Annotated in this window: 27 protein-coding genes; 17 read left to right on the plus strand and 10 right to left on the minus strand. The window is 70.3% G+C overall.

All coding sequences use genetic code 11. The features are described 5' to 3' along the window. Positions 1-25 precede the first annotated feature (25 nt). Together VEA98_RS02495 and VEA98_RS02500 are read left to right on the plus strand one after the other, a co-directional pair. A complete protein-coding gene (locus VEA98_RS02495) occupies positions 26-1,228 on the plus strand; it encodes a threonine ammonia-lyase (protein ID WP_324810844.1) in 1,203 nt (400 codons plus the stop codon). Further along, positions 1,209-1,757: an FKBP-type peptidyl-prolyl cis-trans isomerase gene (locus VEA98_RS02500; RefSeq protein ID WP_324810846.1), complete on the plus strand. Its 549-nt coding sequence runs from the start codon at positions 1,209-1,211 to the stop codon at positions 1,755-1,757. The genes VEA98_RS02495 and VEA98_RS02500 overlap by 20 nt, the downstream gene beginning before the upstream one ends. Positions 1,758-1,769: 12 nt before the next feature. Here VEA98_RS02500 and VEA98_RS02505 read toward each other — a convergent pair whose 3' ends face one another. Beyond that, the gene (locus tag VEA98_RS02505) at positions 1,770-2,423 is read right to left on the minus strand and encodes a glutathione S-transferase family protein (protein WP_324810848.1); all 654 of its coding nucleotides are present in this window, start codon (positions 2,421-2,423) and stop codon (positions 1,770-1,772) included. Between the two features lie 2 nt (positions 2,424-2,425). Beyond that, positions 2,426-3,091, minus strand: coding sequence for a dihydrofolate reductase family protein (locus tag VEA98_RS02510; RefSeq protein WP_324810850.1), 666 nt, complete (start codon positions 3,089-3,091; stop codon positions 2,426-2,428). Positions 3,092-3,220: 129 nt separating this feature from the next. Here VEA98_RS02510 and VEA98_RS02515 point away from each other — a divergent pair, with 129 nt between their 5' ends. Beyond that, positions 3,221-3,604: a hypothetical protein gene (locus tag VEA98_RS02515; protein WP_324810852.1), complete on the plus strand. Its 384-nt coding sequence runs from the start codon at positions 3,221-3,223 to the stop codon at positions 3,602-3,604. Between the two features lies 1 nt (position 3,605). On the opposite strand, the gene VEA98_RS02520 is transcribed toward VEA98_RS02515, so the two are convergent. The 3 genes from VEA98_RS02520 to VEA98_RS02530 all read right to left on the minus strand — a co-directional run bounded on the left by VEA98_RS02520 (position 3,606) and on the right by VEA98_RS02530 (position 6,339). Beyond that, positions 3,606-4,532 carry a hypothetical protein gene (locus VEA98_RS02520; RefSeq protein ID WP_324810854.1) on the minus strand — a complete coding sequence of 309 codons (927 nt, stop codon included), beginning with the start codon at positions 4,530-4,532 and terminating at the stop codon, positions 3,606-3,608. A 95-nt stretch (positions 4,533-4,627) separates the two neighbouring features. After that, positions 4,628-5,404: an ABC transporter permease gene (locus tag VEA98_RS02525; RefSeq protein ID WP_324810857.1), complete on the minus strand. Its 777-nt coding sequence runs from the start codon at positions 5,402-5,404 to the stop codon at positions 4,628-4,630. Continuing rightward, positions 5,401-6,339, minus strand: coding sequence for an ABC transporter ATP-binding protein (locus tag VEA98_RS02530; RefSeq protein ID WP_324810859.1), 939 nt, complete (start codon positions 6,337-6,339; stop codon positions 5,401-5,403). The genes VEA98_RS02525 and VEA98_RS02530 overlap by 4 nt, the downstream gene beginning before the upstream one ends. 104 nt (positions 6,340-6,443) lie before the next feature. On the opposite strand from VEA98_RS02530, the gene VEA98_RS02535 reads away from it, so the two are divergent. Both VEA98_RS02535 and VEA98_RS02540 read left to right on the plus strand, forming a co-directional pair. Beyond that, the gene (locus VEA98_RS02535) at positions 6,444-7,349 is read left to right on the plus strand and encodes a DUF1206 domain-containing protein (protein ID WP_324810861.1); all 906 of its coding nucleotides are present in this window, start codon (positions 6,444-6,446) and stop codon (positions 7,347-7,349) included. Between the two features lie 90 nt (positions 7,350-7,439). Next, positions 7,440-8,765, plus strand: coding sequence for a sorbosone dehydrogenase family protein (locus tag VEA98_RS02540; protein WP_324810863.1), 1,326 nt, complete (start codon positions 7,440-7,442; stop codon positions 8,763-8,765). A 55-nt stretch (positions 8,766-8,820) separates the two neighbouring features. Here VEA98_RS02540 and VEA98_RS02545 read toward each other — a convergent pair whose 3' ends face one another. Beyond that, positions 8,821-9,369, minus strand: a complete 549-nt coding sequence (locus tag VEA98_RS02545; protein ID WP_324810864.1) for a hypothetical protein — start codon at positions 9,367-9,369, stop codon at positions 8,821-8,823. Positions 9,370-9,724: 355 nt separating this feature from the next. Here VEA98_RS02545 and VEA98_RS02550 point away from each other — a divergent pair, with 355 nt between their 5' ends. The 7 genes from VEA98_RS02550 (at position 9,725) to VEA98_RS02580 (ending at position 16,111) form a co-directional block, all read left to right on the plus strand. Next, complete coding sequence (locus VEA98_RS02550) at positions 9,725-11,524, plus strand: long-chain-acyl-CoA synthetase (protein WP_324810865.1); 1,800 nt, start codon at positions 9,725-9,727, stop codon at positions 11,522-11,524. 76 nt (positions 11,525-11,600) lie between these two features. Beyond that, positions 11,601-12,470 carry a flagellar motor stator protein MotA gene (gene motA / locus VEA98_RS02555; protein WP_324810867.1) on the plus strand — a complete coding sequence of 290 codons (870 nt, stop codon included), beginning with the start codon at positions 11,601-11,603 and terminating at the stop codon, positions 12,468-12,470. Between the two features lie 142 nt (positions 12,471-12,612). Beyond that, complete coding sequence (locus VEA98_RS02560) at positions 12,613-12,909, plus strand: hypothetical protein (protein WP_324810869.1); 297 nt, start codon at positions 12,613-12,615, stop codon at positions 12,907-12,909. Positions 12,910-13,084: 175 nt separating this feature from the next. Next, positions 13,085-13,312 carry a hypothetical protein gene (locus VEA98_RS02565; RefSeq protein WP_324810871.1) on the plus strand — a complete coding sequence of 76 codons (228 nt, stop codon included), beginning with the start codon at positions 13,085-13,087 and terminating at the stop codon, positions 13,310-13,312. Positions 13,313-13,493: 181 nt separating this feature from the next. After that, positions 13,494-13,748 (plus strand): hypothetical protein, encoded by a 255-nt coding sequence (locus tag VEA98_RS02570; protein ID WP_324810873.1) that lies wholly within the window; start codon positions 13,494-13,496, stop codon positions 13,746-13,748. Positions 13,749-13,832: 84 nt separating this feature from the next. Continuing rightward, the gene (gene mnmC / locus VEA98_RS02575; RefSeq protein WP_324810875.1) at positions 13,833-15,644 is read left to right on the plus strand and encodes an FAD-dependent 5-carboxymethylaminomethyl-2-thiouridine(34) oxidoreductase MnmC; all 1,812 of its coding nucleotides are present in this window, start codon (positions 13,833-13,835) and stop codon (positions 15,642-15,644) included. Between the two features lie 41 nt (positions 15,645-15,685). Further along, a complete protein-coding gene (locus VEA98_RS02580; RefSeq protein WP_324810876.1) occupies positions 15,686-16,111 on the plus strand; it encodes a DUF6491 family protein in 426 nt (141 codons plus the stop codon). 3 nt (positions 16,112-16,114) lie between these two features. Here VEA98_RS02580 and scpA read toward each other — a convergent pair whose 3' ends face one another. Together scpA and VEA98_RS02590 are read right to left on the minus strand one after the other, a co-directional pair. Then, positions 16,115-18,256: a methylmalonyl-CoA mutase gene (scpA, locus tag VEA98_RS02585; protein WP_324810878.1), complete on the minus strand. Its 2,142-nt coding sequence runs from the start codon at positions 18,254-18,256 to the stop codon at positions 16,115-16,117. Beyond that, positions 18,253-19,641 (minus strand): methylmalonyl-CoA mutase family protein, encoded by a 1,389-nt coding sequence (locus VEA98_RS02590; protein WP_324810880.1) that lies wholly within the window; start codon positions 19,639-19,641, stop codon positions 18,253-18,255. The genes scpA and VEA98_RS02590 overlap by 4 nt, the downstream gene beginning before the upstream one ends. Positions 19,642-19,905: 264 nt before the next feature. On the opposite strand from VEA98_RS02590, the gene VEA98_RS02595 reads away from it, so the two are divergent. Then, positions 19,906-20,610: a glutathione S-transferase N-terminal domain-containing protein gene (locus tag VEA98_RS02595; RefSeq protein WP_324810882.1), complete on the plus strand. Its 705-nt coding sequence runs from the start codon at positions 19,906-19,908 to the stop codon at positions 20,608-20,610. Between the two features lie 2 nt (positions 20,611-20,612). Here the strand turns inward: VEA98_RS02595 and VEA98_RS02600 are convergent, their stop codons facing one another. Both VEA98_RS02600 and VEA98_RS02605 read right to left on the minus strand, forming a co-directional pair. Then, entirely contained in the window at positions 20,613-20,795 is a 183-nt protein-coding gene (locus VEA98_RS02600) for a hypothetical protein (protein ID WP_324810884.1), read from the minus strand. Then, positions 20,795-21,004 carry a DUF3606 domain-containing protein gene (locus tag VEA98_RS02605; RefSeq protein ID WP_324810886.1) on the minus strand — a complete coding sequence of 70 codons (210 nt, stop codon included), beginning with the start codon at positions 21,002-21,004 and terminating at the stop codon, positions 20,795-20,797. Before VEA98_RS02605 ends, VEA98_RS02600 begins: the two co-directional genes overlap by 1 nt. 114 nt (positions 21,005-21,118) lie before the next feature. Here VEA98_RS02605 and VEA98_RS02610 point away from each other — a divergent pair, with 114 nt between their 5' ends. The 4 genes from VEA98_RS02610 to VEA98_RS02625 all read left to right on the plus strand — a co-directional run bounded on the left by VEA98_RS02610 (position 21,119) and on the right by VEA98_RS02625 (position 23,099). Next, positions 21,119-21,319, plus strand: coding sequence for a hypothetical protein (locus tag VEA98_RS02610; protein WP_324810888.1), 201 nt, complete (start codon positions 21,119-21,121; stop codon positions 21,317-21,319). An 89-nt stretch (positions 21,320-21,408) separates the two neighbouring features. Beyond that, positions 21,409-21,684 (plus strand): SWIB/MDM2 domain-containing protein, encoded by a 276-nt coding sequence (locus VEA98_RS02615; protein WP_324810890.1) that lies wholly within the window; start codon positions 21,409-21,411, stop codon positions 21,682-21,684. Between the two features lie 3 nt (positions 21,685-21,687). Continuing rightward, the gene (locus tag VEA98_RS02620) at positions 21,688-22,023 is read left to right on the plus strand and encodes a hypothetical protein (RefSeq protein ID WP_324810892.1); all 336 of its coding nucleotides are present in this window, start codon (positions 21,688-21,690) and stop codon (positions 22,021-22,023) included. Between the two features lie 8 nt (positions 22,024-22,031). Then, positions 22,032-23,099 (plus strand): polysaccharide pyruvyl transferase family protein, encoded by a 1,068-nt coding sequence (locus VEA98_RS02625; protein WP_324810894.1) that lies wholly within the window; start codon positions 22,032-22,034, stop codon positions 23,097-23,099. Positions 23,100-23,120: the final 21 nt, after the last annotated feature.

Raw genomic sequence — 23,120 nt, forward strand, 5'->3', positions numbered from 1 at the left:
CGCAGACCGGGTATAGGGAAACCCCATGACAGTCACGTTTGACGACATTCTGGCGGCGCGGGACCGCATCGCCGGCCAGGTCGACCGCACCCCCGTGCGCTATTCCCGCAAGCTGTCGCAGCTGACCGGGGCCGAGGTCTGGATCAAATACGACAACCTGCATTTCACCGGCAGCTTCAAGGAGCGCGGCGCGCTGAACCGGCTGCTGCAGCTGTCGCCCGACGAGCGCAAACGGGGCGTCGTGGCCGCATCGGCAGGCAACCACGCCCAGGCGCTGGCCTATCACGGCGCCCGGCTCGGCGTGCCGGTGACCATCGTCATGCCGGAGGGCACGCCCTTCGTGAAGGCCGACGGCACCCGGGCCCACGGCGCGACCGTGGTGATCAAGGGCGCGGACTTCTCGGGCTCGACCGAGGAGGCGCACCGGTTCCGCGACGAGGAAGGCATGGTCTTCATCTCGGCCTTCGACGACGCGGGGATCGTCGCCGGCCAGGGAGTCTGCGGCCTGGAATTCCTGGAGGACGCGCCCGACCTCGACGTGCTGATCGTGCCCGTCGGCGGCGGCGGTCTGATCGCCGGGACGGCCATCGCCGCCAAGGGACTGAAGCCCTCGATTCGCATCTTCGGGGTCGAGGCCGCGATGTACCCGTCGTTCTCGGCCAAACGCCGGGGCGAAACCCCGAAATGCGGCGGCCAGACCATCGCCGAGGGCATCGCCATCAAGGCGGTGGGCGACATCCCCTTCGCTCTCGCCGACCCGTTGCTGGAGGAGGTGCTGGTCGTCGAGGAAGCGGATTTCGAGAAGGGCGTCGCCTTCCTCGCCACGCTGGAGAAGACGGTCGCCGAGGGCGCCGGCGCGGGCGGTCTAGCGGCGCTGCTGGCCTTCCCCGACAAGTTCCGCGGGCTGAAGGTCGGCATCGAGCTGACCGGCGGCAACATCGATTCCCGGATGCTGGCCGTGGTTCTGAACCGCGAGCTGGTGCGCGAGAAGCGGCTGGTGGTCTACCGCATCCTCGGCGACGACCGCCCGGGCATGCTGTCGAAGATGAGCGCCGTCATCGGCGGCCTCGGCGGCAACATCATCGACGTGGTGCACAACCGCCTGGCGCTGGACGTTCCGGCCAAGGGGGCGGAGTTCGACATCATGGTCGAGACACGCGGCGAGACTCACGCGGACGAGATCCGACAGGGACTGGAAGAGGCAGGCTATGCGCTACGGATGGGCTAGAACGGCGGCCGTGCTGGCCATGGCGGCGGCGCTGGCGGCGTGCGGCCGAGACGCGGCCCCGGACGTCGGCCAGGACGCCGCGCAGAACCTGCGCGCGGCCGAGTTCTTCATGACCTCGAATGCGAAGGCCGACGGCGTGCAATCCCTCCCGTCCGGGGTTCAGTACAAGGTCCGGCAAGCCGGTCCGCCCGGTGGCGAGCGGCCGGACGGCAATGATCTGGTCCGCGTCGACTACGAAGGCTCGCTGACGGACGGCACGGTGTTCGACAGCTCGTTCGAGCGCGGCCAGCCCGCCGTCTTCACCGTCGAGGAGGGCATTGCCGGCTCGGTGATTCCGGGCATGCGCGAAGCCCTGCAGCACATGACGGTCGGCGACGAGTGGCTGGTCTACATCCCGCCGCACCTTGGCTATGGCGAGGATTCCGCGGGCGAAATCCCGCCCAACAGCGTGCTGATCTTCCGCCTCAAGCTGCTGGACGTGGCCCATGCGCCGGGCGGCACGACCGCGATCGCGACCGCCAACGGCTAGGCCCTCTACGGCCTAGTCGACGGGCGGCGGGGCCGGCATCAGGTCGCCGAACGGGGCGGCGTCCTCCAGCGCGCGGCGGAACGACGGCCGCGCCATCAGCCGCCCGTGCCACGCCTTCAGCCGCGGCCGGTCGCCGAACGGGATCAGCCGGCGGGCGTAGGTCAGGATCGGGGCGGCGCAGCAGTCGGCCAGGGTGAAGGTTTCGCCCGCGCCCCACGTCCGGCCGTCGCCGAGCCTGTCTTCCAGCCAATCCCAGGCCACCGCCAGAATGTTCGCGTCCTGGGCGTCGCCGTAGGGATCCTCGTTCCCGGCGGGGCGGAATTTCCGCGGGATGATGCGGTTCATCGGACCGCCGGCGTAGGTGTCCACGATGCGGTCGATCAACCGCGCCTCCAGCGCCGCATCGGGATCGTGGGGGATCAGCCGACCGCGGCCCGCGAGCCGGTCCAGATGCTCAACGACGATGCTGGACTCCACGATCGTACGGTCGCCGTCGATGAGGACCGGCATCTTGCCGAAGGGCGAGACGGCTCGGAACGCGGCCATGCCGGCCGCGTCGCCTGCATCGACCAGTTTCAGCTCGAACGGCAGGCCGAGCTCATACAGGGCGACGGAGGCCTTCTGGCCATAGGCGGCGTAGGGGTGGGACCACAGGATCAGCGACATGGTCAGACTCTCGCCGAGCCGGCCCGGCGGCGGATACGAAGGTGCGTGGCGCGCTCGCCGGCCGTGCTCTCGAGCAATTCGTAGCCGAGCGCGGGCAGATCGAGACCTTCCCAGAACGGTTCGCCCCGGCCCAGCAGAACGGGCGAGACGGCGACGTGCATCTCGTCGATGTGCCCGGCCTGCAGGTACTGGCGGATCGTCTCCGCGCCGCCGCCGATGCGGACATCGCGGTCTCCGGCCGCGGCGCGGGCCCGCTCCAGCGCCGCCTCGGCGCCTTCAGTGACGAAGTGAAACACGGTGCCGCCCCTCATCTCCAGCGGCTCGCGCGGATGATGGCTCAGGACGAAGACCGGGCAGCGGTACGGCGGCTCCTCGCCCCACCAGCCCTTCCATCCGTCGTCGGGCCAGGGCCCGCGCGAGTGGGCGAACATGTTGCGGCCCAGGATCCAGGCCCCGATCCCGTCCATGCCCCGTCTGGCGAAACCCTCGTCCACGCCGGTCTCGCCGTGGCCCTTGCTGTACATCTTCTGAAAGGTCCCGGTCGGGAAGAACCATCCGTGCAGAGCCTCGCCGCCGACGCCCAAGGGGTTCTGCAGGCTCTGGTCGGGACCGGCGCCGTAGCCGTCGACCGAAACGGCATAGGACGAAACGCGAACCCTGCCGGTCATGACACTGTCTCCCCGGGGCCCGCCGAGGCGCTGACCGTGCACAAGTCTCCACTCCCCGGGCGGGGACGCAACCCCCCATTAAGGGACGCAGCGCACCCTCCTCTCCGAAGCCCAATTCGGAGCGGCGCGATGTCGACCATCCAGACCTCCACCTATCGTCGCCAGCGCGACCATTTCGAGCCGCAGGACGCCGACCCGCAGGAGCAGCGGCGGCTGCGCGGCCTGCTCGAGCAGATCGACTATTCGGCCTTTGTGGCCAACCGCGAGGTGATCGCCGGCTCCCTGCCCGGCCTCGACGCGGCGGTGTTCCAGCGCCTGGCGGTGCAGACGGCGACGGCCCGCGCCAAATGGGTCGGCGAGGCCCTGCGCCAGAGCGAGTCGGGCGCGCCCTCCACCCCCGACCAGATCGCCCGCCTGACCTCGGCCCGCACGGCCTATGAGGAACTGGCCGAAGCCTATGAAGGCCTGCGCCGGATGGTCGAGCGCGGCTATCTGAGCATCCGGACCGCCTAGGTCAGCCCTCGTCTGCGGAGCTATCGAGCGGCTGGGGCCGGGTGGCGATCGGCGCATCCGGATCGGACGGCGGGCGCTCGGCCGTGGTCGGCGGCGGCCCGGCAGGCTGGGCCGGTACGATTTCAATCAGCGGCGGCGGCGCGGCGGTCGTGGCCGCCGGCGCCTCGGCGGGCGGAGCCGTCACCGGGCCAGGCGCCGGCCTCTCTGCCGCAGTTTCAGCGGCCGACGTCGCCACTGGGCGGGGCGACGGGGCCGTCACGGGCGTGGGCGTGGCCGCGGGGGCGGACGCGGCCACGGTCTCCGCCGGAGCGACGGGTTCGGCATCCACAGGAACCGGAGACAGGCTCGGAGCAGCAGGCTGGGCTGCGGCCGGCGGCGGCGAAGCGGCGACCGTGGGCGTGGGCGCCGGAGACCGGGTCAGCATCCAGACCCCGACGGCCGCTACGGCGATCGCGGCCATGGCGGCTCCGGCGTAGAGCGGCATGCGGCTCCCTCCGCGGCGGGTCGAGGCCGCAGCGAGCACCGGACTGACCGTGGGGCCCGCTTCGGAGCCGACGACGGCCGGCCGCGGCCTCGGCGCAACCTCGGGCGCCGGCTCGGCGACGGGCTCCGGCGCCGGCAGCGGGCGGACGGTCAGGTCAGGCTCGGGCGCCGGGGCCTGGGCGTTCGCCGGGGCCGCGGGTCGCGACGGGCTTTCCGGGTCGGGCGCGGGCCGGGTCTGGGGAATCAGCGAGCCGCCGAGAATGCCCGAAGACGAGCGGGCCGGCCGCGCCGGCTGCGGCTTCGGCGGCTCCGGGAGCGGCGGAAGGCGTTCGCCCCTCGGCAGAGGACCGGCCCTGAACACCGTCGCGGGCGGACGGCCCCAGACGATCGGGCGTCGGAAGGGGGCGGGTGAACCGTTCAGGGGCTGGTGGTCATCGGTGGACATGGAAACTCCCGCGCCGGACAGGGCGCGCTTCAGAAACGCGAAGACGGGACAAAGGTGCGCATCGATCTGGCCCGTTTCGTGACGCCGCCGGCTTGCTAGTTCTTCAGCCGGTAGCCGGTCCGGAACATCCATCCAACGACGACGAGGCAGATCAGCATGAAGCCGAGGGTGGCCGCCAGGCTGACCCCGATGCCGACGTCGCCGCTGCCGTAGAAGGTCCAGCGGAAGCCGGAGATCAGATAGACCACCGGGTTGAACAGGGTGACCGTGCGCCAGGCCGGCGGCAGCATGTCGATCGAATAGAAGGACCCGCCCAGGAAGGTCAGCGGCGTGACCACCAGCATGGGGATCATCTGCAGCTGCTCGAAGCCGTTGGCCCAGATGCCGATGATGAAGCCGAACAGGCTGAAGGTCGTCGAGATCAGGATCAGGAAGGCCAGCATCTCGACCGGGTGGAGGATCTGCAGCGGAACGAACAGGGCCGCCGTAGCGAGGATGATCAGCCCCAGCACCGCCGACTTGGTCGCCGCCGCCCCGACATAGGCGATAACGATCTCGAGCGGCGACACCGGCGCGGAGAGGAGCTCGTAGATGGTGCCGGTGAATTTCGGGAAGTAGATGCCGAAGCTGGCGTTGAAGATCGACTGGGTGAACAGGCTGAGCATGATCAGGCCCGGAACGATGAAGGCCCCGTAGGGCACGCCGTCGATCTCGGTCATGCGGCTGCCGATGGCGGAGCCGAAGACGACGAAATAGAGGGCCGTGGTGATCACCGGCGTGACCACGCTCTGCCAGATGGTGCGCAGGGCGCGCGCCATCTCGAAGCGGTAGATGGCCCAGACGCCGTAGCCGTTGAAGGTCAGGCTGTTCATGCGGCCGCTCCGGTGTCGCGGTGGACGAGGCTGACGAAGATGTCTTCGAGGCTGCTCTGGCTGGTGTTCAGGTCCTTGAAGGCGACGCCGAGGTCGCTGAGCTTGCGCAGCAGGGACGGGACGCCGGTCTTCTCCAGGTTGGAGTCGAAGACGTACTCCAGTTCGTGCCCCTCGTTCCTGAGGGTGACGTTCCATTCCGCCAGTTCCGGCGGCAGGGCTTCGATGGGGTCCTGCAGATTGAGGGTCAGGGTCTTCTTGCCCAGCTTCTTCATCAGGGCGGTCTTCTCCTCGACCAGGATCAGTTCGCCCTTGAGGATCACCCCGACCCGGTCGGCCATCTCCTCGGCCTCCTCGATGTAGTGGGTGGTCAGGATGATGGTCACGCCGCTCTCGCGCAGGCGGCGCACGAGGTTCCACATATCGCGGCGCAGCTCGACGTCGACGCCGGCCGTCGGTTCGTCGAGGAACAGGATGTCGGGCTCGTGGCTCAGCGCCTTGGCGATCATCACCCGGCGCTTCATGCCGCCGGACAGGGTCATGATCTTCGAGTTTCGCTTGTCCCACAGCGACAGCTCGCGCAGCACCCGCTCGATATGGGCCGGATTGGGAGCCTTGCCGAACAGGCCGCGGCTGAAGCTGACCGTCGCCAGCACGGTCTCGAAGGCGTCTGTGGTCAGTTCCTGCGGCACGAGGCCGATCTTGCTGCGCGCCTGACGGTATTCGGTCTGGATGTCGTGGCCGTCGGCGACGATCTTGCCCGTCGTTGGGGTGACGATGCCGCAGACCACCGAGATCAGCGTCGTCTTGCCCGCGCCATTGGGACCCAGCAGGGCGAAGATCTCGCCCTTGCGGATGGTCAGGTCGATGGGCTTGAGGGCCTGAAGCCCGGACTTGTAGGTCTTGGTCAGACCCTCGATGGAAATCACAGGCTGCATTCGCGCCCTCCCTGAGCGCGCAGCAGATATGCGTCCGTCCGCCGCACCTCAAGGCCGCGAGGCCGATAGCGGAGCCATATTCGGCGCCGGGCATTACGCTCGCCGTGCCGAACCCCCTGATCTCCGTCCGCGCCCGCCTCGCCCGCCTCGGAGATTTCGGACGACGGCGCTCGCCCATCCTGCGCCGTGTTCCGCGGCTTTCCGTGCTGGTCGAATGGGCCGCCCGGGTCGGCTACGGGGCACGGGGCTTCGTCTATCTGTCGGTCGGGGTGCTGGTGCTGCTGGCGGCCATGGACCTGATCGGCGACTCCGTCGGAACAAAGGGCGCCCTCGCCTGGCTGGCGACGCAGCCGCTCGGGCGGCTGTGGGCCCTGCTGATCGGCCTCGGCCTCGCCGCCTTCGTGATGTGGCGGGTGCTGCAGTCGGTGTTCGACGCCGATCATGAGGGGACCTCATGGAACGGCCTTGGCACGCGCATGAGCCAGCTGTTCAGCGCCTTCAGCTACGCCGCCCTGGCGGTCGCCGCCTTCAGCCTGCTGATGGACACGCCTGACGATCCGGCGGCGGAGGGTGTGGCGCAGAGCCAGACCTACGCCTCGACCGTGCTCGCCCTGCCCTTCGGCAAATGGCTGCTGGTCGCCGGCGGGCTGGCGATCTTCAGCATCGGGGTCAGCAATATCGTCAAGGCGGTGCGGGAGGACTTCACCGAATACCTGGCCTGTTCGGACCGCCTGTGCCGCCGCGTCGGGCCGCTGGCCAGGATCGGACACGTGGCGCGGGGGCTGGCCTATCTGCCGCTGGCGGCGCTGGTGGTTCTGGCGGGCCTGCACGCCGAGGCGGCGGACGTGACCAGCTTTGGCGCCGCGCTGGACGCTGTGGAGCGCCAGCCCGCCGGCCCCTGGGTTCTGGCGGTCGCGGCCCTTGGTTTCGTCGCCTTCGGAGCCTTCTCCTTCATCGAGGCGCGGTTCCGGCGCATCCGTCCGCCGCGCAAACTCAAGTCGCCTTTGTAGATTCCCCGCCGTTCGCGGGCCGGGAGCGAAGGCGTACGATGAGCCCTACGGCGTTTCGCGCGTTCCGCTCGCCATAGCCAGGAGGCCGACATGCCCCGTTCGACTCCGCTCATCGCCCTTGGTTTCGGTCTCGCCCTCGCGGGATGCGGCGGCGGTCCGGCGCTCGACCCCATGGCCGGCTTCGGACCCGATCCCGTGCTGCCCGCGCCGCAGCGGGCATTGATCCCCGTCGTCAACGTGGCCGAGGCGGTGGGCTGGCCCGAGGGCCGCACGCCGACGCCGGCGGCCGGCTTCCGGGTGCAGGCCTTTGCGTCCGGGCTCGATCACCCCCGCTGGCTGTGCCGCCTGCCCAACGGCGACATCCTCGTCGCCGAGACCAACGCCCCGCCCAAGCCGGAGGGCCTCGAATCCAAGGCCGAAGGCGGTCTGCGCGGCTGGTTCCAGACCCTGTTCATGAAGAAGGCCGGGGCCCGGGTTCCCAGCCCCGACCGCATCACCCTTCTGCGCGATAGCGACGGCGACGGCGTGGCCGAAACACGGACCGTCTTCCTCCGGAATCTGATGTCGCCCTTCGGCATGGCCCTGGTCGGCGACACCCTCTACGTCGCCAATGCCGACGCCGTGATGGCCTTCCCCTATCAGACCGGGCAGACGCAGATCACCGCGGCGGGGCGCAAGGTCGCCGACCTGCCCGCCGGTCGCAACCATCACTGGACCAAGAGCCTGGTCGCCAGCCCGGACGGCTCTCGCCTGTACGTCGGCGTCGGGTCCAACTCCAACATCGGCGAGAACGGGCTGGTCGAGGAGGTCGACCGCGCCGCAATCCTCGAGATCGATCCGGCGACCGGCGCCCGGCGCGTCTTCGCCTCGGGACTGCGCAATCCCGTCGGCCTCGCCTGGCAGCCGGACAGCGGCCGTCTGTGGGTCTCGGTCAATGAGCGGGACGAGCTCGGCAACGATCTGGCGCCGGACTACATGACCGCGGTGACGCCCGGCGGCTTCTACGGTTGGCCGTGGAGCTACTACGGCCCGATCGTCGATGCGCGGGTGGAGCCGGCCAACCCGGGCATGGTGGCCCGGGCGCTGAAGCCGGACTATGCGCTGGGCGCCCATACGGCGTCGCTGGGGCTGACTTTCGGAGAGGGCGGCCTGTTCCCGGTCCGCTATCGCGGCGGCGCCTTCGTCGGCCAGCATGGCTCGTGGAACCGCAAGCCGCGCAACGGCTACCGCGTCATCTTCGTGCCGTTCGTGAACGGGGCGCCCGCGGGTCCGCCGGAGGACATCCTGACCGGCTTCATCAACGAGAACGACCAGGCCATGGGACGCCCGGTCGGGGTGCAGTTCGACGCACGTGGGGCCCTGCTGGTCGCCGACGACGTGGGCGACGCCATCTGGCGGGTCTCGCCGTCCGTCTGACGAACAAAGACCCCGGCGGATCGCTCCGCCAGGGCCGTCTTGTCGCACGCCGCTATCAGTCGGCGGGCTGGATCACGATCACCGGCGGCTGGGCCGGGGCGGGCGTAGTCGGCGCCGTGTTCAGCGTCGCCGTATAGGGCTGCGGCGCGGTCGGCTGGACCGGAACCACGACGCGCGGCGCGGGCGCCGGCGCGGCCGCCGGGGCGCGCGAAGTCGCGGCCGCGCGGCGGGTCGGGGCCGGAGCGGTCCGGCGAACCGCCGGAGCCGGCGCGGGCGTGGCGTCCACCACGGGCGCCGCGGCCGTCGCCGCCGGCTCGGCTTCGGTCAGCAGCGGCTGGGCCGGCACGACCGGCGCGGTGGCGGCCGGTTCGGCCAGCGGAGCCGGGGCGACCTCATCGCCGCCGCCCATCAACATCGCCGCCGCGCCCGCGCCCAGCACCAGGACGCCGATCGGCGCCAGGATCATCCACGTCTTGACCCCGCTCTTGCGGCTCCGCGTGTTGCGCCGCGTGCGGGCGTAGACGGGGACGAAGGGTTCCTCGCGGGGGCTTTCAAGATAGTCGCCCTGCGGCTGCGGTCGGTCGTGCGGATAGGTTACGGACATCGGTGTTCCTCCAAATTTGTGATGACGGAACCATCGCGCGAGACCACGGTTCCGCGGAAACGGCCACGCCTTGAAGAAACACTGTTGCGGACACAGTTCCGCCCGGTCCGGTCCAGTTTTGTGGCGCTTCTTTACTAATGTTCGCGCCAGACATTGCTCAGGCTCGCGTTCGGGTCGTTTTCGGTCTCTTTCCTGATCTTGACGTTGCGGAACCGCCGCATCGGCGCCACGCCCTGGCGCAAACCGGCGTTCCGGGCCGCCCAAACCCCCGAAGGATTCCCCCGCCGGTTGACCGGACCCCGCGCCTTGTCCATCACCGTCAGGAGCGGCGCCTTGAGACGGAGTGGATCGGACGATGGGGTTGGTGGCGAACATCCGGCGCGATATGCGGTTCGCGAAGGGGCTGCGCCGTCTGCTCAAGCGCATCAAGCCGATCGACCTCGACAGCCCCGATCTGGTCTGTGACGACTGGGAAGAGGCCGTCGACAAATTCCCGGACCACGTCGCCATCCAGGACGACCGGGTGACGCTGAGCTATCGCGAGCTGGACGCCATGGCCAACCGGTTCGGCCACTGGGCCCAGAGCCGCCGGCTGAAGCGCGGCGACACCATCGCCCTGGTGATGCTGAACCGGGCCGAATACATCGCCGCCTGGATGGGCTTCTCCAAGGTCGGCGTGGCCACGGCCCTGATCAACACCAACCTGACCGGCCACGCCCTCGCCCACTGTCTGTCGATCTCCAACGCCTCGCAGGTGGTCACCGACGCCGACTCCTGGCGCAAGGTCGAGGAGGCTCGTCCGTTGGCGGGTCGCAACCTGATGCTCTGGGTCCTCGGCCTCGCCGACACCGACGAGGCGGACGAACGCCGCGGCCTCGACAAGCCGGTGCGCGGCGGCTCCTCGGTGCGTCCGGCCCGGTCCGTGCGGTCGGGCCTGACCAACCGCGACACGGCCCTGTACATCTACACCTCGGGCACGACCGGCATGCCAAAGGCGGCCAAGGTCACCCACGCCCGCGCCCGCACCTACATGCGCGCCTTCGCCGGGGCGACAGCGGCGACCGACAAGGACATCACCTTCAACGTCCTGCCGCTCTACCACTCGACCGGCGGCCTCGTCGGCATCGGTCCGGCCCTGCTGAACGGCGGCAAGCTGATGCTGCGCAAGCGCTTCTCCGCCTCCAACTTCTGGCCCGACGTCAAGGCCAGCGGGGCGACCCTGTTCGTCTACATCGGCGAACTGTGCCGCTATCTGGTCAACTGCCCGGAGAATCCCGAGGAACGCGCCCACAAGCTGAGGCTCGCCTTCGGCAACGGCCTGCGTCCCGATGTCTGGAACGATTTCCAGAAGCGGTTCGCCGTCCCCGACATTCTCGAATTTTACGGCTCGACCGAGGGCAACGTCTCGCTGTTCAATTTCGACGGCAAGCCGGGCGCCATCGGCCGCGCACCCGGTTTTCTGAAGAAGCAGATCAATTTCCGGCTGGTGCGCTTCGACATCGATACCGAGGAACCGGTGCGGGGGCCCGATGGCCTGTGTCAGCTCGCCAGGGCGGGCGAGGTCGGCGAGGCCATCGGCCGGATCGGCGACGACACCCGCCACGCCTTCTCCGGCTATGCCGACAAGGCCGCTTCCGAGAAGAAGATCCTGCGCGACGTCTTCGTCCGCGGCGACCGCTGGTTCCGGACCGGCGACCTCATGAAGCAGGACTCCGAAGGCTACGTCTACTTCATTGACCGGATCGGCGACACCTTCCGCTGGAAGGGCGAGAACGTCTCCACCGCCGAGGTCGAGCAGCGTCTGGCTGACGGGCCGGGCGTCAAGGAAGTCATCGCCTACGGCGTTGCCGTGCCAGGGCATGACGGCAAGGCCGGCATGGTCGCCCTGGTCATCGACGGCAAGTTCGGCGCGCGGGCCTTCGCCGACTGGGTCGACCAGGAGCTGCCGGTCTATGCCCGCCCGGCCTTCGTGCGCATCATCAAGGCGGCGGACACGACCGGCACCTTCAAATACCGCAAGATGGACCTGGTCGCCGACGGCTTCGATCCGGAGAAGGTCGAGGGGCCGGTCTACGTCCGCGGCGGCAAGAGCGGCTACACCAAACTGAGCGACGTCGCCCTGCAGGCGATCCTCGACGGCGAGACGCGGCTGTAGTCGCAGGTCGCAACCGCCCCTTAATGATTAACGGCGATGGTCGGCCTCTCTCGCGCGCAGGACCGACCGTCTCTCCATGTTCCAGATTATCGGCATCGTGCTGCTGTTCGGCCTCGTCTTCGGCAGCTACATCATCTCCGGCGGCAAGTTCGAGGTGATCCTCCACGCCCTGCCCCACGAGATGATGGCCATCGGCGGCGCGGGCATTGCGGCCTTCCTGATCTCCAACAGCGTGACTGTGATCAAGTCGACGCTGGGCGGGCTGGGCAAGTCCTTCGCCGGGCCGAAATGGAAGCGCCAGGACTACAAGGACCTGCTGTCGCTGCTGTTCCAGCTGACCAAGACGATGAAGTCCAAGGGCGTCATCGCCCTCGAAAGCCACATCGAGAAGCCGGCCGAGAGCGCCATTTTCCAGAAATACCCCAAGGTGCTGAAGGACCACTTCGCCACCGACTTCATCTGCGACACCCTGCGCATGATGACCATGAACCTCGAGGATCCGCACCAGATCGAGGACGCCATGGAGAAGCAGCTGGAGAAGCACCACCACGAGGCCCTGGGCGCCCCGCACGCGCTGCAGAACCTCGCCGACGCCCTGCCCGCGCTCGGCATCGTCGCTGCCGTGCTTGGGGTCATCAAGACCATGGGCTCGATCACCGAGCCGCCCGAAATCCTCGGCGGCATGATCGGCGGCGCCCTGGTCGGCACCTTCCTCGGCGTCTTTCTCGCCTATGGCCTGGTCGGTCCGATCGCGTCGCGGCTGAAGGCGATCGTCGACGAGGAGTCGGCCTTCTACAAGATCATCCAGTCGGTGCTGGTCGCCCACCTGCACGGCAATGCGGCGCAGATCTCCGTCGAGATCGGGCGCGGCGACATCCCCTCCTCGGCCCAGCCCTCCTTCCTCGAAATGGAAGAGTCGCTTCAGGGCGCGCCGGTCGAAGCCTGACCGCGCCGAATCACGGCGTCATCACGGCCCCTCACCGACGATCACGCGCTCGGGAACAGGGACCGGCGTGGCCGGTTACCCGCACGACCGATCGTGGGAGCGGGCGGGTGTTTCGCCCGGGCGATCGTTCGGAGGAACACGCATGAAGCTGATGATCATCACCGCCGCCGCCCTGGGGGCCCTGGCGCTGGCCGCCTGCACGCCCGCGGAGGACAAGACCGCCGAGGACGCCGCGGCGACCGGAGCCGACGCCTCGGCCACCGCCCCGGCGACGGACGGAACCATGGCCCCGGCCGACGGAAGCATGGGAACCACGGGCACGACCGGAACCACCAATCCGGACGGCACGACCACCCCTCCCGGCCAGACGCCTCCGACGCTGCCGCCCGAGCCCAACGGCACGACCTCGCCGGCCACCTCGTCGCCGCCGCCGCAGTAGGCTGATCCCGCCTTCGGCGATCGGGAAAGGGGACCGTTCGCGGTCCCCTTTTTGCTGTCGGATGACAGCAGTTCACGAATGCGTGAGAATTTCGCTTGCGTATCCGCTCACGAACCCGTTATCTCGGACCTGCGAGGATTCATGACCTCGTTGACCCTTCTGAAGGAAGAAAACCATGCGCATCACCGCTCTGATCGCCGCTTCGGCCGCCGCTCTGGCCCTGGCCGCCTGCCAGCCCGCCGAGAAGACCGAAGAAGCTCCGGCCGCCGAAGCCACCGTCGAAGCTCCGGCTGCTGACGCCGCGATGGCCCCGGCCGCCGACGCCACGGCTCCGGCCGCCGACGCCGCCGCTCCGGCCGCCGACGCTCCGGCCGCCGAAACCCCGGCTGCCCCGGCTCAGTAATATCTGAGACGCAGCGGACCTTCGGGTTCGTTCGGAAAGGGTCGTCCTCACGGGCGGCCCTTTTTCGTTGCGCCAAAGGTGGCGCGGCCGAGCTTGCGCCAAATTCACTTGCGGCGCGGGTGGCGGCGTCGGTATCTCGGGGTTCGGGACACTGTCGTCCGCTCGAACGAAGGATCTCCCCATGCGCATCGTCGCCCTGATCGCCGCCTCGGCCGCCGCCCTGTCGCTGGCCGCCTGCAACAAGGCTGAAGAAAAGGCCCCGGAAGCCTCGACCGAAGCCGTCGAGGCCTCGGGCATCGCCGACCAGGCCGCCGTGACGGTCACCCAGGACCAGGCCGCCGCCGACGCCAAGGCGGCCGCCGACGCGGCCGAGGTTTCCAAGCTCGCCCAGACCCAGGCCGAGCCGGAACCGGCCACGCCGGTCGAAGGCCACTAGACCAGCCCGAAACCAGACCGGAACGGGGGCCGTCCGCGGGCGGCCCCTTTTCCTTGCCCGCCTTCCGCCGCTACTGGCTGGATCATGACCAACGACCGTTCGCCCCGACTGGTCTGGACCGAGGATGGCGCGCCCCGTTCCGGCCGGTTCGATGACGTCTATTTCTCGCGCGAGGACGGGCTGGCCGAGAGTCGCGCCGTCTTCCTGGCCGGCTGCGGCCTCCCGGAGGGCTGGCGCGGCCGCTCCCGGTTTACGGTCGCCGAACTCGGCTTCGGCACCGGACTGAACATCGCCGCCCTGCTCGATCTGTGGCGGCGCGAGGGGCCGCCGGAGGGGCGGCTGTCGATCTTCTCTGTCGAAGGTTTCCCGCTCAGTCGCGCGGAGGCGGCGCGGGCGCTGGAAGGCTGGCCGGAGCTCGCCGGCGCCGCCCGGGCCCTGCTCGACGCCTGGCCGTCTCCCACGCCCGGCTTCCACCGCATGGACCTGCCCGGGTTCAACGCCACGCTCGACCTCGCCGTCGGCGACGCCGCCTGGGCCCTGTCGCAGTGGTCGGGGCGCGCCGACGCCTGGTTCCTCGACGGCTTCGCCCCCTCGACCAACCCCGGCATGTGGTCTGAAGCCGTCCTGGACGGGGTCGCGGCCCGCTCCGCGCCCGGCGCGAGGATCGGAACGTTCACGGTCGCGGGCGTGGTCCGGCGGGGTCTGGCGGAGCGCGGTTTCGCCGTCGAGAAGCGGCCCGGTCACGGCCGCAAGCGCGAACGGCTGGAGGCGCGCCGGCCGGGCGGGATCGGGGTCGAGACCCGGCCCTCCGTCGCGGTGGTCGGAGCGGGCGTCGCCGGCGCCGCCCTCGCCCGCGCCTTCGCCGTCCAGGGCGCGCGCTGCACGGTGGTCGAACAGGCGGCGGCCGGGGCCGCCGGAGCCTCCGGCTTTCCCTCGGCTCTGGTCACGCCCCGCCTGGATGCCGGCGACGCCGCCATCGCAGCGCTCCACGGCCAGGCCCTGTCCCGCGCAAGAGCACTTTACGCCGCGGTTCCCGAGGCGATCCTCGCCGAGGGCGTGCTGCAGCTGGAACAGACGGCTCGGGACGGCGGGCGGTTCGCCAAGGTGGCCGCGCAGGACGTCTGGCCCGAAGGCGGCATGGCTCCCGTGACCGCGTCGGCCTGCTCCGAACGGCTGGGCGAGCCGGTCGAGACCGGCGGCCTGTTCATGCGCGACGCGCTCGCCCTTGATCCGCGCCCGGTGCTCAAGGCATGGCTGCCGGGAGGCGGCCAGGTGGTCGCGACGGTGGCGCGCATCGAGCCGTCGCAGGCGGGATGGCGGCTGTTCGATCCGGCCGGCGAGGCGATCCTGGAAGCCGACATCGTCGTAATCGCGGCGGGCTGGGGCGCGGCGTCTCTCGCTCGGCATCTGCCGTTGGCGCCGGTTCGCGGCCAGGCCGACTGGGTGGAAGGCGTCGCCGCGCCTCCGGCGGCCTGGGGCGGTTATGCGACGCCGACCCGGAGCGGCATGCTGTTCGGGGCCACCCACGACCGCGGCGAGACGGCGACCGAAACCGACCCGGCTTCGACAGCGCGCAACCTCCAGACCCTGGGCACGCGACTGCCGGCGCTGGCGGCTCGGGTCGCGGAGGGTGGGCGCCTGCAGGGCCGCGCCGCCATCCGCGCCACCACGCCGGACCGCCTGCCGCTGGCGGGGGAACTCGCGCCGGGCCTGTTCGTCCTCACGGGCCTGGGCTCGCGCGGCTTCTGCGTCGCGCCGCTGCTGGCCGAGCATGTCGCCGCTCTGGCGCTCGGAGTCCCGTCGCCCCTCCCCGTGGCCCTGGCCGCGCGGGTCGATCCGTCCCGGTTCGTCACCCCCGCCCCCCTTGCGCAACCTTCACCGGAGATAGACGGTTGACGCTGAGCCGGCGTCTGCAACCGCCGGGCCGGAGATCGATCATGACCCGTCTGATTTCATCCGCCGCCGTCGCGGCCCTGGCCGCCCTTTCAGCCTCTTGCGCTCCCGTCGACGGCATGGGCGGGCCGGACGACAGCGCCGGCGCCAGCCCGGAGCGTCAGTGCTTCACCCCCCAGCACGTGCGAAACTTCCGCCAGGGCGGTCCCGGCAAGCTCTACGTCCGCTCCAACAGCAACGCCGTCTTCGAGCTGAACACGGCCGGCGGCTGCACCGATCTCGATTTCGCGCAGAGGCTGGCGATCACGGCCGACGGCGTCGGACTGGCGGGCGGCCGCGTCTGCACCGGCGACTGGGCGCGGATCACCCTGCCGGGCTCGACATCGGCGGCCAGCACCTGCCGCGCGCGGATCGATCGCGTGCTGACGGACGAGGAAGTCGCCGCCCTGCCGAGCGCTCACCGCCCCTGAGGCTCAGGCCTTCTGGGCGTAGCCGAGGCGCTGGTTGAGCTTCTCGATCAGGTCGATGGCCGTGTCGGCGATGACCGAGCCGGGCGGGTAGACCGCCGCCGCGCCCATGTCGACCAAGGTCTGGACGTCCGACGGCGGGATCACCCCGCCGACCACGATCATGATGTCCGGGCGGCCCAGCTTCTCCAGCTCGGCCTTCAGCTCGGGCACGAGGGTCAGGTGGCCGGCCGCCAGCGATGAGGCGCCGACGGCGTGGACGCCGCGCTCAACCGCCTCTTTCGCCGCCTCGGCGGGGGTCTGGAACAGCGAACCCGCCGTGGCCTCGAAGCCGAGGTCGCCGTAGGCGGTGGCGATGACCTTCTGGCCGCGGTCGTGGCCATCCTGGCCGAGCTTGGCGATCAGGATGCGTGGCGGGCCGCCGTCGTTCTCGACGAAGGCGGCGACCATGCCGCGGGCGCGCGCGATCTTCGGATCGTCGCCGGCCTCCTTCGCATAGACGCCGGATACGGTCTTCACGGTGGCGACGTGGCGGCCGAAGGCGGCTTCCAACGCGTCCGAGATCTCGCCGACGGTGGCGTAGGCGCGGGCGGCCTCGACCGCCAGCTGCAGAAGGTTGGCGTTCCCGCGCGCGCCATGGGTCAGGGCGTCCAGCGCCGCCTGGGTCTTCGCCTCGTCGCGTTCGGCGCGGAGGCGCCTCAGCTTTTCGAGCTGGGAGGCGAGCACGGCGGCGTTGTCGACCTTGAGCACCGGAATGTCGTCGACGTGGTCGGCCAGGTAGCGGTTCACCCCGACCACCGTCTGCTGGCCGGTGTCGATCCGGGCCTGGGTCTTCGCCGCCGATTCCTCGATGCGCAGCTTGGGCACCCCGGCCTCGATGGCCTTGGCCATGCCGCCAAGGGCCTCGACCTCGGCCATGTGGGCGCGGGCCTTTTCGGCCAGTTCGTGGGTCAGGCGTTCGACGTAGTAGCTGCCGCCCCACGGGTCGATGACCCGGGTCAGGCCGGTCTCCATCTGCAGCAGCAGCTGGGTGTTGCGGGCGATGCGGGCCGAGAAGTCGGTCGGCAGGGCCAGCGCCTCGTCAAGGCTGTTGGTGTGCAGCGACTGGGTCTGGCCGCCGGCCGCGGCCATGGCCTCGACCATGGTGCGGCTGACATTGTTGAACACGTCCTGCGCCGCCAGCGACCAGCCGGAGGTCTGGCAGTGGGCCCGCAGCGACAGGGAGCGGGGATCCTTCGCGCCGAATTTCGACACCGCCTCGGCCCACAGCAGACGACCGGCGCGCAGCTTGGCCACTTCCATGAAATAATTCATGCCGATGGCCCAGAAGAAGCTCAGCCGCGGCGCGAAGCGGTCGATCGGCATGCCCGCCTCGACGCCGGCCTTCATGTACTCGACGCCGTCCGCGAGGGTGTAGGCCAGCTCCAGGTCGGCGGAGGCCCCGGCCTCCTGCATGTGGTAGCCGCTGATCGAGATGGAGTTGAACTTCGGCGCGTGCTCGGCGGTCCAGGCGAAGATGTCCGAGATGATCCGCATGCTCGGCGCGGGCGGGTAGATGTAGGTGTTGCGGACCATGAACTCCTTGAGGATGTCGTTCTGGATGGTCCCGGTCAGGGCGCTGTGGGCGACGCCCTGCTCCTCCGCCGCCACGATGTAGAGCGCCAGAACCGGCAGGACGGCACCGTTCATGGTCATCGACACGCTCATTTTGTCGAGCGGGATGCCGTCGAACAGGGTGCGCATGTCGTAGATGGAGTCGATGGCCACGCCGGCCATGCCGACGTCGCCCCGGACCCGCGGATGGTCGCTGTCGTAGCCGCGGTGGGTGGCCAGGTCGAAGGCGATCGACAGCCCTTTCTGCCCGGCCTCGAGGTTGCGGCGGTAGAAGGCGTTCGACGCCTCGGCGGTCGAGAAGCCGGCGTACTGGCGGATGGTCCACGGGTTGGACGCGTACATCGTCGGATAGGGGCCGCGATGGTAGGGCGCGATCCCCGGCAGGCCATGGATGAAGTCGAGCCCGTCGAGAGCGGCCGCGTCGTAGGCTGAGGCTACGGTCAGGCCCTCGGGCGTCTTCCACGGATCGCGCGCGGGACCGGAGCCGGTGGGCGACAGGTCCAGGGCGATGTTCGAGAAGTCGGGGGCGCTCATCGGCCGGCCTCCTTCGCTTCGAAGGGTGCGGCGAGGCGGATCGGGGTCAGGGGCACGCAGGCGTCGCCGCCGCCCTCGGGCGCCACAGGAGGCTCGGCTTCGACCGGGGCCGGGCGCGGCTCGGCGTCCACGAATTTCGTCACGCCGACCATCTGGGCCCCGCCGCTCGCCAGCGCCGCCTCGAAGGTCTGTCGCGCCCGCGCCACGCGCGGCTGGATGACATGGCCGCGCAGGGCCTCGACGACGCCGCCCTCGGCTTCGATCCTCTGGAACTCGGCCCAGCCGGCCTCGGCCAGTTCGCGGGTGCGCTGGTCGAGGAACCACGAGCCCGCCGCCGGATCGTCGACGCGCCCGACATGGGCCTCTTCCATCAGGACCAGCTGGGTGTTGCGCGCCTGACGCCGGGCGAAGGCGTCGGGACGGCCGCTCGCGCGGGAGAAACCGTCCAGCACCACCGCGTCGGCCCCGCCGACCGCGCCGGCGAAGCCCGCCGCCGTCAGCCGCAGCAGGTTCGGCCACGGGTCGCGCGCCGACAGCATCCGCCGCGACGACCGCGCCTCGATGACGGCCGGCGTCTCGGCCCCGAAGGCCCGGCTCAGCGAGCGCCAGATCAGGCGCAGGGCGCGGACCTTGGCGAGGCTGTCGAAATATTCCTGGTCCACAGCCACGCCGAGCACCGTCCCGTTCAGGGCCTGTCCGGCGCTCAGACCGGCTTCGATGCCGGCCCGCACCAGGGCCGCGGCATTGGCCGCCGCGAAGGCCAGCTCCTGCGCAAGCGAGCCGCCGGCCTCGTGGACGACGCGGCCGCCGGCCATGAAGAAGCTCGCCTGCGGATAGGCGGTCGCGTGCCGGGCCGCGGTGTTCGCGGCCAGGGTCAGGTGCTCCTCCAGCGAGCGCGGCGCCTCGCCGGTTTCAGCGAAGGCGGAGACCGGGTCCATGTGGAACATCAGCCTGGCGCGGGGCGAGCCCTTGGCCGCGACGGCCAGGGCGTTGGCCGCCTCGGGGCCAGCCAGCCCGGCATCCAGCCCGACCGGGGCCAGCTCCAGCGCCACCCCCTCCAGAGCCGCGGTCAGGGGCGCGGAGTCGGCCAGCACGGCGCCCTTCAGCACCACCGACGCGGCCCCGCCCTCCAGGTCCGCCAGCACCGCGGCATTGACCGCCGCCGGGTCGTCGCCCTCGACCAGGGTGCGCAGGTCCCAGGCCCGGCCCTCCGCGTCCGACGGGCGCGGCGCGAACAGGGGCTCGACCCCGGTCGCCGCACCGTAGAGCGGCCGCACGGCCAGCTGATCGGCGTCGAGATGGATCAGGCTTTCGAGCGGTCGGTCCTTCAGCGCCTTCTCGGCGAGCGCCTTCCAGTCAGCGGGGGACGGGGTCGGAAAAGTCATGCGCCTCCATTGCCCCTCCGCCTGCCCGGGGTCCAGACCGCCGGCGGCCCCGGGGCCGGAAATTACAGTCCGTAGCGTCCGTAGAGTGCATAGCGTCCGTAGAGTGCGTAGCGTCCGTAGAGTGCATAGCGCCCTCTCTCCGCTCCACGTCCCGCAGACTAGCAGCCGGCTACGCCAGAAGCGGTCGTAGCGAAACGCTACCATGACAGTTGCGGTTCAGCTTCGCCGACCTACATCCGTCGGGACGACCGCTGGAGCATCATCATGGCCGACCTCTCCGTCTTTCCCATCACCCAACGCTGGCCCGCGCAGCATCCCGACCGGCTGCAGCTGTATTCGCTGAACACGCCCAACGGGGTGAAGGTGTCGATCATGCTGGAGGAGACCGGCCTGCCGTACGAGCCGCACCTGGTCGACATCACGAAGGATGAAAGCTGGACCCCGGAGTTCCTGTCGCTGAATCCCAACGGCAAGATCCCGGCCATCATCGATCCAGACGGACCCGGCGCGAAGCCGCTGGCGCTGTTCGAGTCCGGCGCCATCCTCGTCTATCTGGCCGAGAAGACCGGGCGACTGATCCCGGCGGACGCCGCCGGCCGCTACGAGACCCTGCAGTGGGTCATGTTCCAGATGGGCGGCATGGGCCCGATCTTCGGACAGGTCGGCTATTTCAACAAATTCGCCGGCAAGGCCATCGAGGACAAGCGGCCGCTGGAGCGCTACGTCGCGGAGTCGAAGCGGGTGCTCGGCGTGATCGACCGGCGGCTGGAGGGCCGCGACTGGATCATGGGCGACCAGTACACCATCGCCGACATCGCCATGCTCGGCTGGGTGCGAAACCTGATCGGCTTCTACGAGGCGCGCGACCTGGTCGGGTTCGACGAGCTCAGGAACGTCCCGGCCTGGCTGGAGCGCGGCCTAGCCCGTCCCGCGGTCAAGCGCGGGCTGGAGATTCCGAAGCGGCCCTGAGGCTAGCGTTCGCTCTCCGCATTGGTCCGGGCGTCGTCGCCCGAGCCGGAGCCGCGCCCGCCGGCGGAGGGCGGCCGCGCATCCTTCTGGTCCGGCCCGGCCCCGGCCTCGCCGACTCTCTGCTGTCCCAGACCCTGGTTCTGGTGGACCGTGCGGCCCTTGTCCGTGGTGTTGCGGGTCCCCATCAGCGACGGCCCCCCAGTTCGCGCTGGACCTCGCGGAAGCCGGGCCCGACCCGCGCCACCGCCAGGCGGACCGCCTCCGGCGTCACGGCGAAGGTCTGCGCCAGCTGCTGGATGTCGCTCTCTCTCATGGCGACGGCGTCGGGAGTCGACCCGAGCGCCGGCGACCAGTCCATGTCCTGCGGAGCCTGTGTTTCGAACGTCGCGCCCATCTGATCCTCCACCGTGTTCCTCCTGAAACGCCGGTCACCCGCAGATGGCTCCTGTGTCGGCCACCCGACCTTGGAGCGAGGGAACCCTCCCCCCGGCCGCACCGTTGGCTCGGCATGGACAAGACCGGCAAGCCAGCGCCCGCGAACACCTCCGGCCTCGTCGTCGGCGGGCTCGGCGGACCCGAGGACGAACTGCTCGAGTCCGGGCAGGAAGAAGTCTTCTCGCGGACCGAGGTCGAGAGCGGCGCCATCGAGCATCACAGCGAGGCGGGCGGAACCGGCGAGGCGTCCGGCGGCCCCGAGGGCGACGCCTGAGGCGGGCGGAGCCGAGGAAATTTTGCGGCTCCGCTTCGAACTTCCACGTCCCGCGCCGGTTGGTCCCCGGCAACGACTGGAGACACGACATGGCACAGAAGGAAGGACCCGGCGCCGGCGAGGAGAACGACGGCCTGCACCGCCCGCTCACCCTGTCCGAGGAATTGTCCGACGTGGTCGGCGACGGGCCGATGGGCCGCGCCGACGTGGTCAGCGGCTTGTGGGACTACATCAAGCAGCACGACCTGCAGGACGGGCAGGAGATCAAGGCCGACGACAAGCTGAAGGCCGTCTTCCACAAGGATCGCGTGTCGATGTTCGAGATGAACGAGATCCTCTCCGATCACCTGCGCGAGGCGCGCTGAGCCATGGCCCAGACAGGCTTCAACGACACCGGCAAGGCCGGACACCACGAGCGCAACAAGGTCGAGAGCGAGGGCGCGGTCAACGCCTCCGGCGCGGAGACGACGAGCGCGGGCGGCGAGGGCGTGACCGACGACTTCGACCCCGACGCGCCGCCGCCGACCGATCTCTCCGGTCGCACCGATCCGTCTATGCGCGGCGCCGTGGCCCAGCCGGCCACGCACGATCCGGAGACCTCGAGCTTCGCGCCGGGCGGAGACAAGACTTCCAATCCGGACGTCAACGCGGAGGCGATGCTGCGCCAGGGCGCCGGCCGCGACGCGACCAGCAGCCGGCACTGACGGCGGCGGTGGCGAAGCCCCGCCGCATCGGCGTCCTGACGTTCCACCGCTGCATCAATTACGGCTCCTACTGGCAGGCGCGTTGCCTGGCCGAAGGCCTGCGCCGCCGCGGCCATGAGTCGGTGCTGCTGGATCACCGGTCGGCGCAGGTCGACCGGGCGGAGTGGCGCTGCGCCCTGCAGCCGACGCTGCCCACGCCGACGCCGCCGGAGGACCTGCCGCTCTATGCCGCCAAGACCCGGAAATTCTTCGAGGCGTTCGAAGACCTGCCGATGACGGGGCCCTTCGATCTGGAGGCGGGGCGGGCGCCGGACGGTTTCGACGCCGTCGTGGTCGGCAGCGACGAGGTGTGGAATTTCCGCCACCCCTGGTACGCCGGCCGGCCGCTGTTTTTCGGCGAGGGCATCGAGACGGACCGGCTGGTCGCCTACGCCGCCAGCTTCGGCAATCACGACGCCGGCGACGGGGTGGATCCGTTCTGGGCCGCACGGCTGAAGGGCTTTTCGGCCATCGCGGTGCGCGACGACAATTCGCGCCGGCTGATCGAGACGGGGCTGGGCCGGGACCCGGAGATCGTGCTCGATCCCTGCCTGCAGTTCGACGCACTGTCGCGCCGGCCGGGGGAGCCGTGGCCGGACCGGGCGATCGTCTACGGCCACTCGTTCGCCGGCTGGTTCAAGGCCGCCGTGCGCCGCTGGGCCGACGCGCGCGGCGTGCGGCTGGTCAGTCTCGGCTACCGCAACGACTGGGCCGACGAGCAGTGGATCGCGGCCGGCCCGGAGGAGTTCGCCCGGGCCATGGCCTCGGCCAGGGCGGTGATCACCAACTTCTTCCACGGCTGCGTCTTCGCCCTGGTCAATGCGCGGCCGTTCGTCAGCGCCCTGGCCGACTACCGCGTCAACAAGGTCCGCGACCTGACGGCGAGAGTGGGGGCGGAGCGCCGGCTCGTGGGCGCGGAAACACCGCAATGGGCCGTGGCGGCGGCGCTGGACGAACCCCTTGGACCGCGCGTCGAGGACCGGCTGGACCAACTGCGGCGGCGCTCGGAGGCCTACCTTGACCTTGCGCTCGCCTGACGCCCCGGCCCGGCCTACCGG

Source organism: Brevundimonas sp. (genome assembly GCF_035627055.1).
Classification (GTDB): Bacteria; Pseudomonadota; Alphaproteobacteria; order Caulobacterales; family Caulobacteraceae; genus Brevundimonas.

What these genes read in the sequence shown, in the direction of transcription:
- VEA98_RS02495 (WP_324810844.1), top strand. Translation starts at nt 26, where the DNA reads ATGACAGTCACGTTTGACGACATTCTGGCGGCGCGGGACCGCATCGCC.
- VEA98_RS02500 (WP_324810846.1), top strand. Translation starts at nt 1,209, where the DNA reads ATGCGCTACGGATGGGCTAGAACGGCGGCCGTGCTGGCCATGGCGGCG.
- VEA98_RS02505 (WP_324810848.1), bottom strand. Translation starts at nt 2,423, where the DNA reads ATGTCGCTGATCCTGTGGTCCCACCCCTACGCCGCCTATGGCCAGAAG.
- VEA98_RS02510 (WP_324810850.1), bottom strand. Translation starts at nt 3,091, where the DNA reads ATGACCGGCAGGGTTCGCGTTTCGTCCTATGCCGTTTCGGTCGACGGC.
- VEA98_RS02515 (WP_324810852.1), top strand. Translation starts at nt 3,221, where the DNA reads ATGTCGACCATCCAGACCTCCACCTATCGTCGCCAGCGCGACCATTTC.
- VEA98_RS02520 (WP_324810854.1), bottom strand. Translation starts at nt 4,532, where the DNA reads ATGTCCACCGATGACCACCAGCCCCTGAACGGTTCACCCGCCCCCTTC.
- VEA98_RS02525 (WP_324810857.1), bottom strand. Translation starts at nt 5,404, where the DNA reads ATGAACAGCCTGACCTTCAACGGCTACGGCGTCTGGGCCATCTACCGC.
- VEA98_RS02530 (WP_324810859.1), bottom strand. Translation starts at nt 6,339, where the DNA reads ATGCAGCCTGTGATTTCCATCGAGGGTCTGACCAAGACCTACAAGTCC.
- VEA98_RS02540 (WP_324810863.1), top strand. Translation starts at nt 7,440, where the DNA reads ATGCCCCGTTCGACTCCGCTCATCGCCCTTGGTTTCGGTCTCGCCCTC.
- VEA98_RS02545 (WP_324810864.1), bottom strand. Translation starts at nt 9,369, where the DNA reads ATGTCCGTAACCTATCCGCACGACCGACCGCAGCCGCAGGGCGACTAT.
- VEA98_RS02550 (WP_324810865.1), top strand. Translation starts at nt 9,725, where the DNA reads ATGGGGTTGGTGGCGAACATCCGGCGCGATATGCGGTTCGCGAAGGGG.
- motA (WP_324810867.1), top strand. Translation starts at nt 11,601, where the DNA reads ATGTTCCAGATTATCGGCATCGTGCTGCTGTTCGGCCTCGTCTTCGGC.
- VEA98_RS02560 (WP_324810869.1), top strand. Translation starts at nt 12,613, where the DNA reads ATGAAGCTGATGATCATCACCGCCGCCGCCCTGGGGGCCCTGGCGCTG.
- VEA98_RS02565 (WP_324810871.1), top strand. Translation starts at nt 13,085, where the DNA reads ATGCGCATCACCGCTCTGATCGCCGCTTCGGCCGCCGCTCTGGCCCTG.
- VEA98_RS02570 (WP_324810873.1), top strand. Translation starts at nt 13,494, where the DNA reads ATGCGCATCGTCGCCCTGATCGCCGCCTCGGCCGCCGCCCTGTCGCTG.
- mnmC (WP_324810875.1), top strand. Translation starts at nt 13,833, where the DNA reads ATGACCAACGACCGTTCGCCCCGACTGGTCTGGACCGAGGATGGCGCG.
- VEA98_RS02580 (WP_324810876.1), top strand. Translation starts at nt 15,686, where the DNA reads ATGACCCGTCTGATTTCATCCGCCGCCGTCGCGGCCCTGGCCGCCCTT.
- scpA (WP_324810878.1), bottom strand. Translation starts at nt 18,256, where the DNA reads ATGAGCGCCCCCGACTTCTCGAACATCGCCCTGGACCTGTCGCCCACC.
- VEA98_RS02590 (WP_324810880.1), bottom strand. Translation starts at nt 19,641, where the DNA reads ATGACTTTTCCGACCCCGTCCCCCGCTGACTGGAAGGCGCTCGCCGAG.
- VEA98_RS02595 (WP_324810882.1), top strand. Translation starts at nt 19,906, where the DNA reads ATGGCCGACCTCTCCGTCTTTCCCATCACCCAACGCTGGCCCGCGCAG.
- VEA98_RS02600 (WP_324810884.1), bottom strand. Translation starts at nt 20,795, where the DNA reads ATGGGGACCCGCAACACCACGGACAAGGGCCGCACGGTCCACCAGAAC.
- VEA98_RS02605 (WP_324810886.1), bottom strand. Translation starts at nt 21,004, where the DNA reads ATGGGCGCGACGTTCGAAACACAGGCTCCGCAGGACATGGACTGGTCG.
- VEA98_RS02610 (WP_324810888.1), top strand. Translation starts at nt 21,119, where the DNA reads ATGGACAAGACCGGCAAGCCAGCGCCCGCGAACACCTCCGGCCTCGTC.
- VEA98_RS02615 (WP_324810890.1), top strand. Translation starts at nt 21,409, where the DNA reads ATGGCACAGAAGGAAGGACCCGGCGCCGGCGAGGAGAACGACGGCCTG.
- VEA98_RS02620 (WP_324810892.1), top strand. Translation starts at nt 21,688, where the DNA reads ATGGCCCAGACAGGCTTCAACGACACCGGCAAGGCCGGACACCACGAG.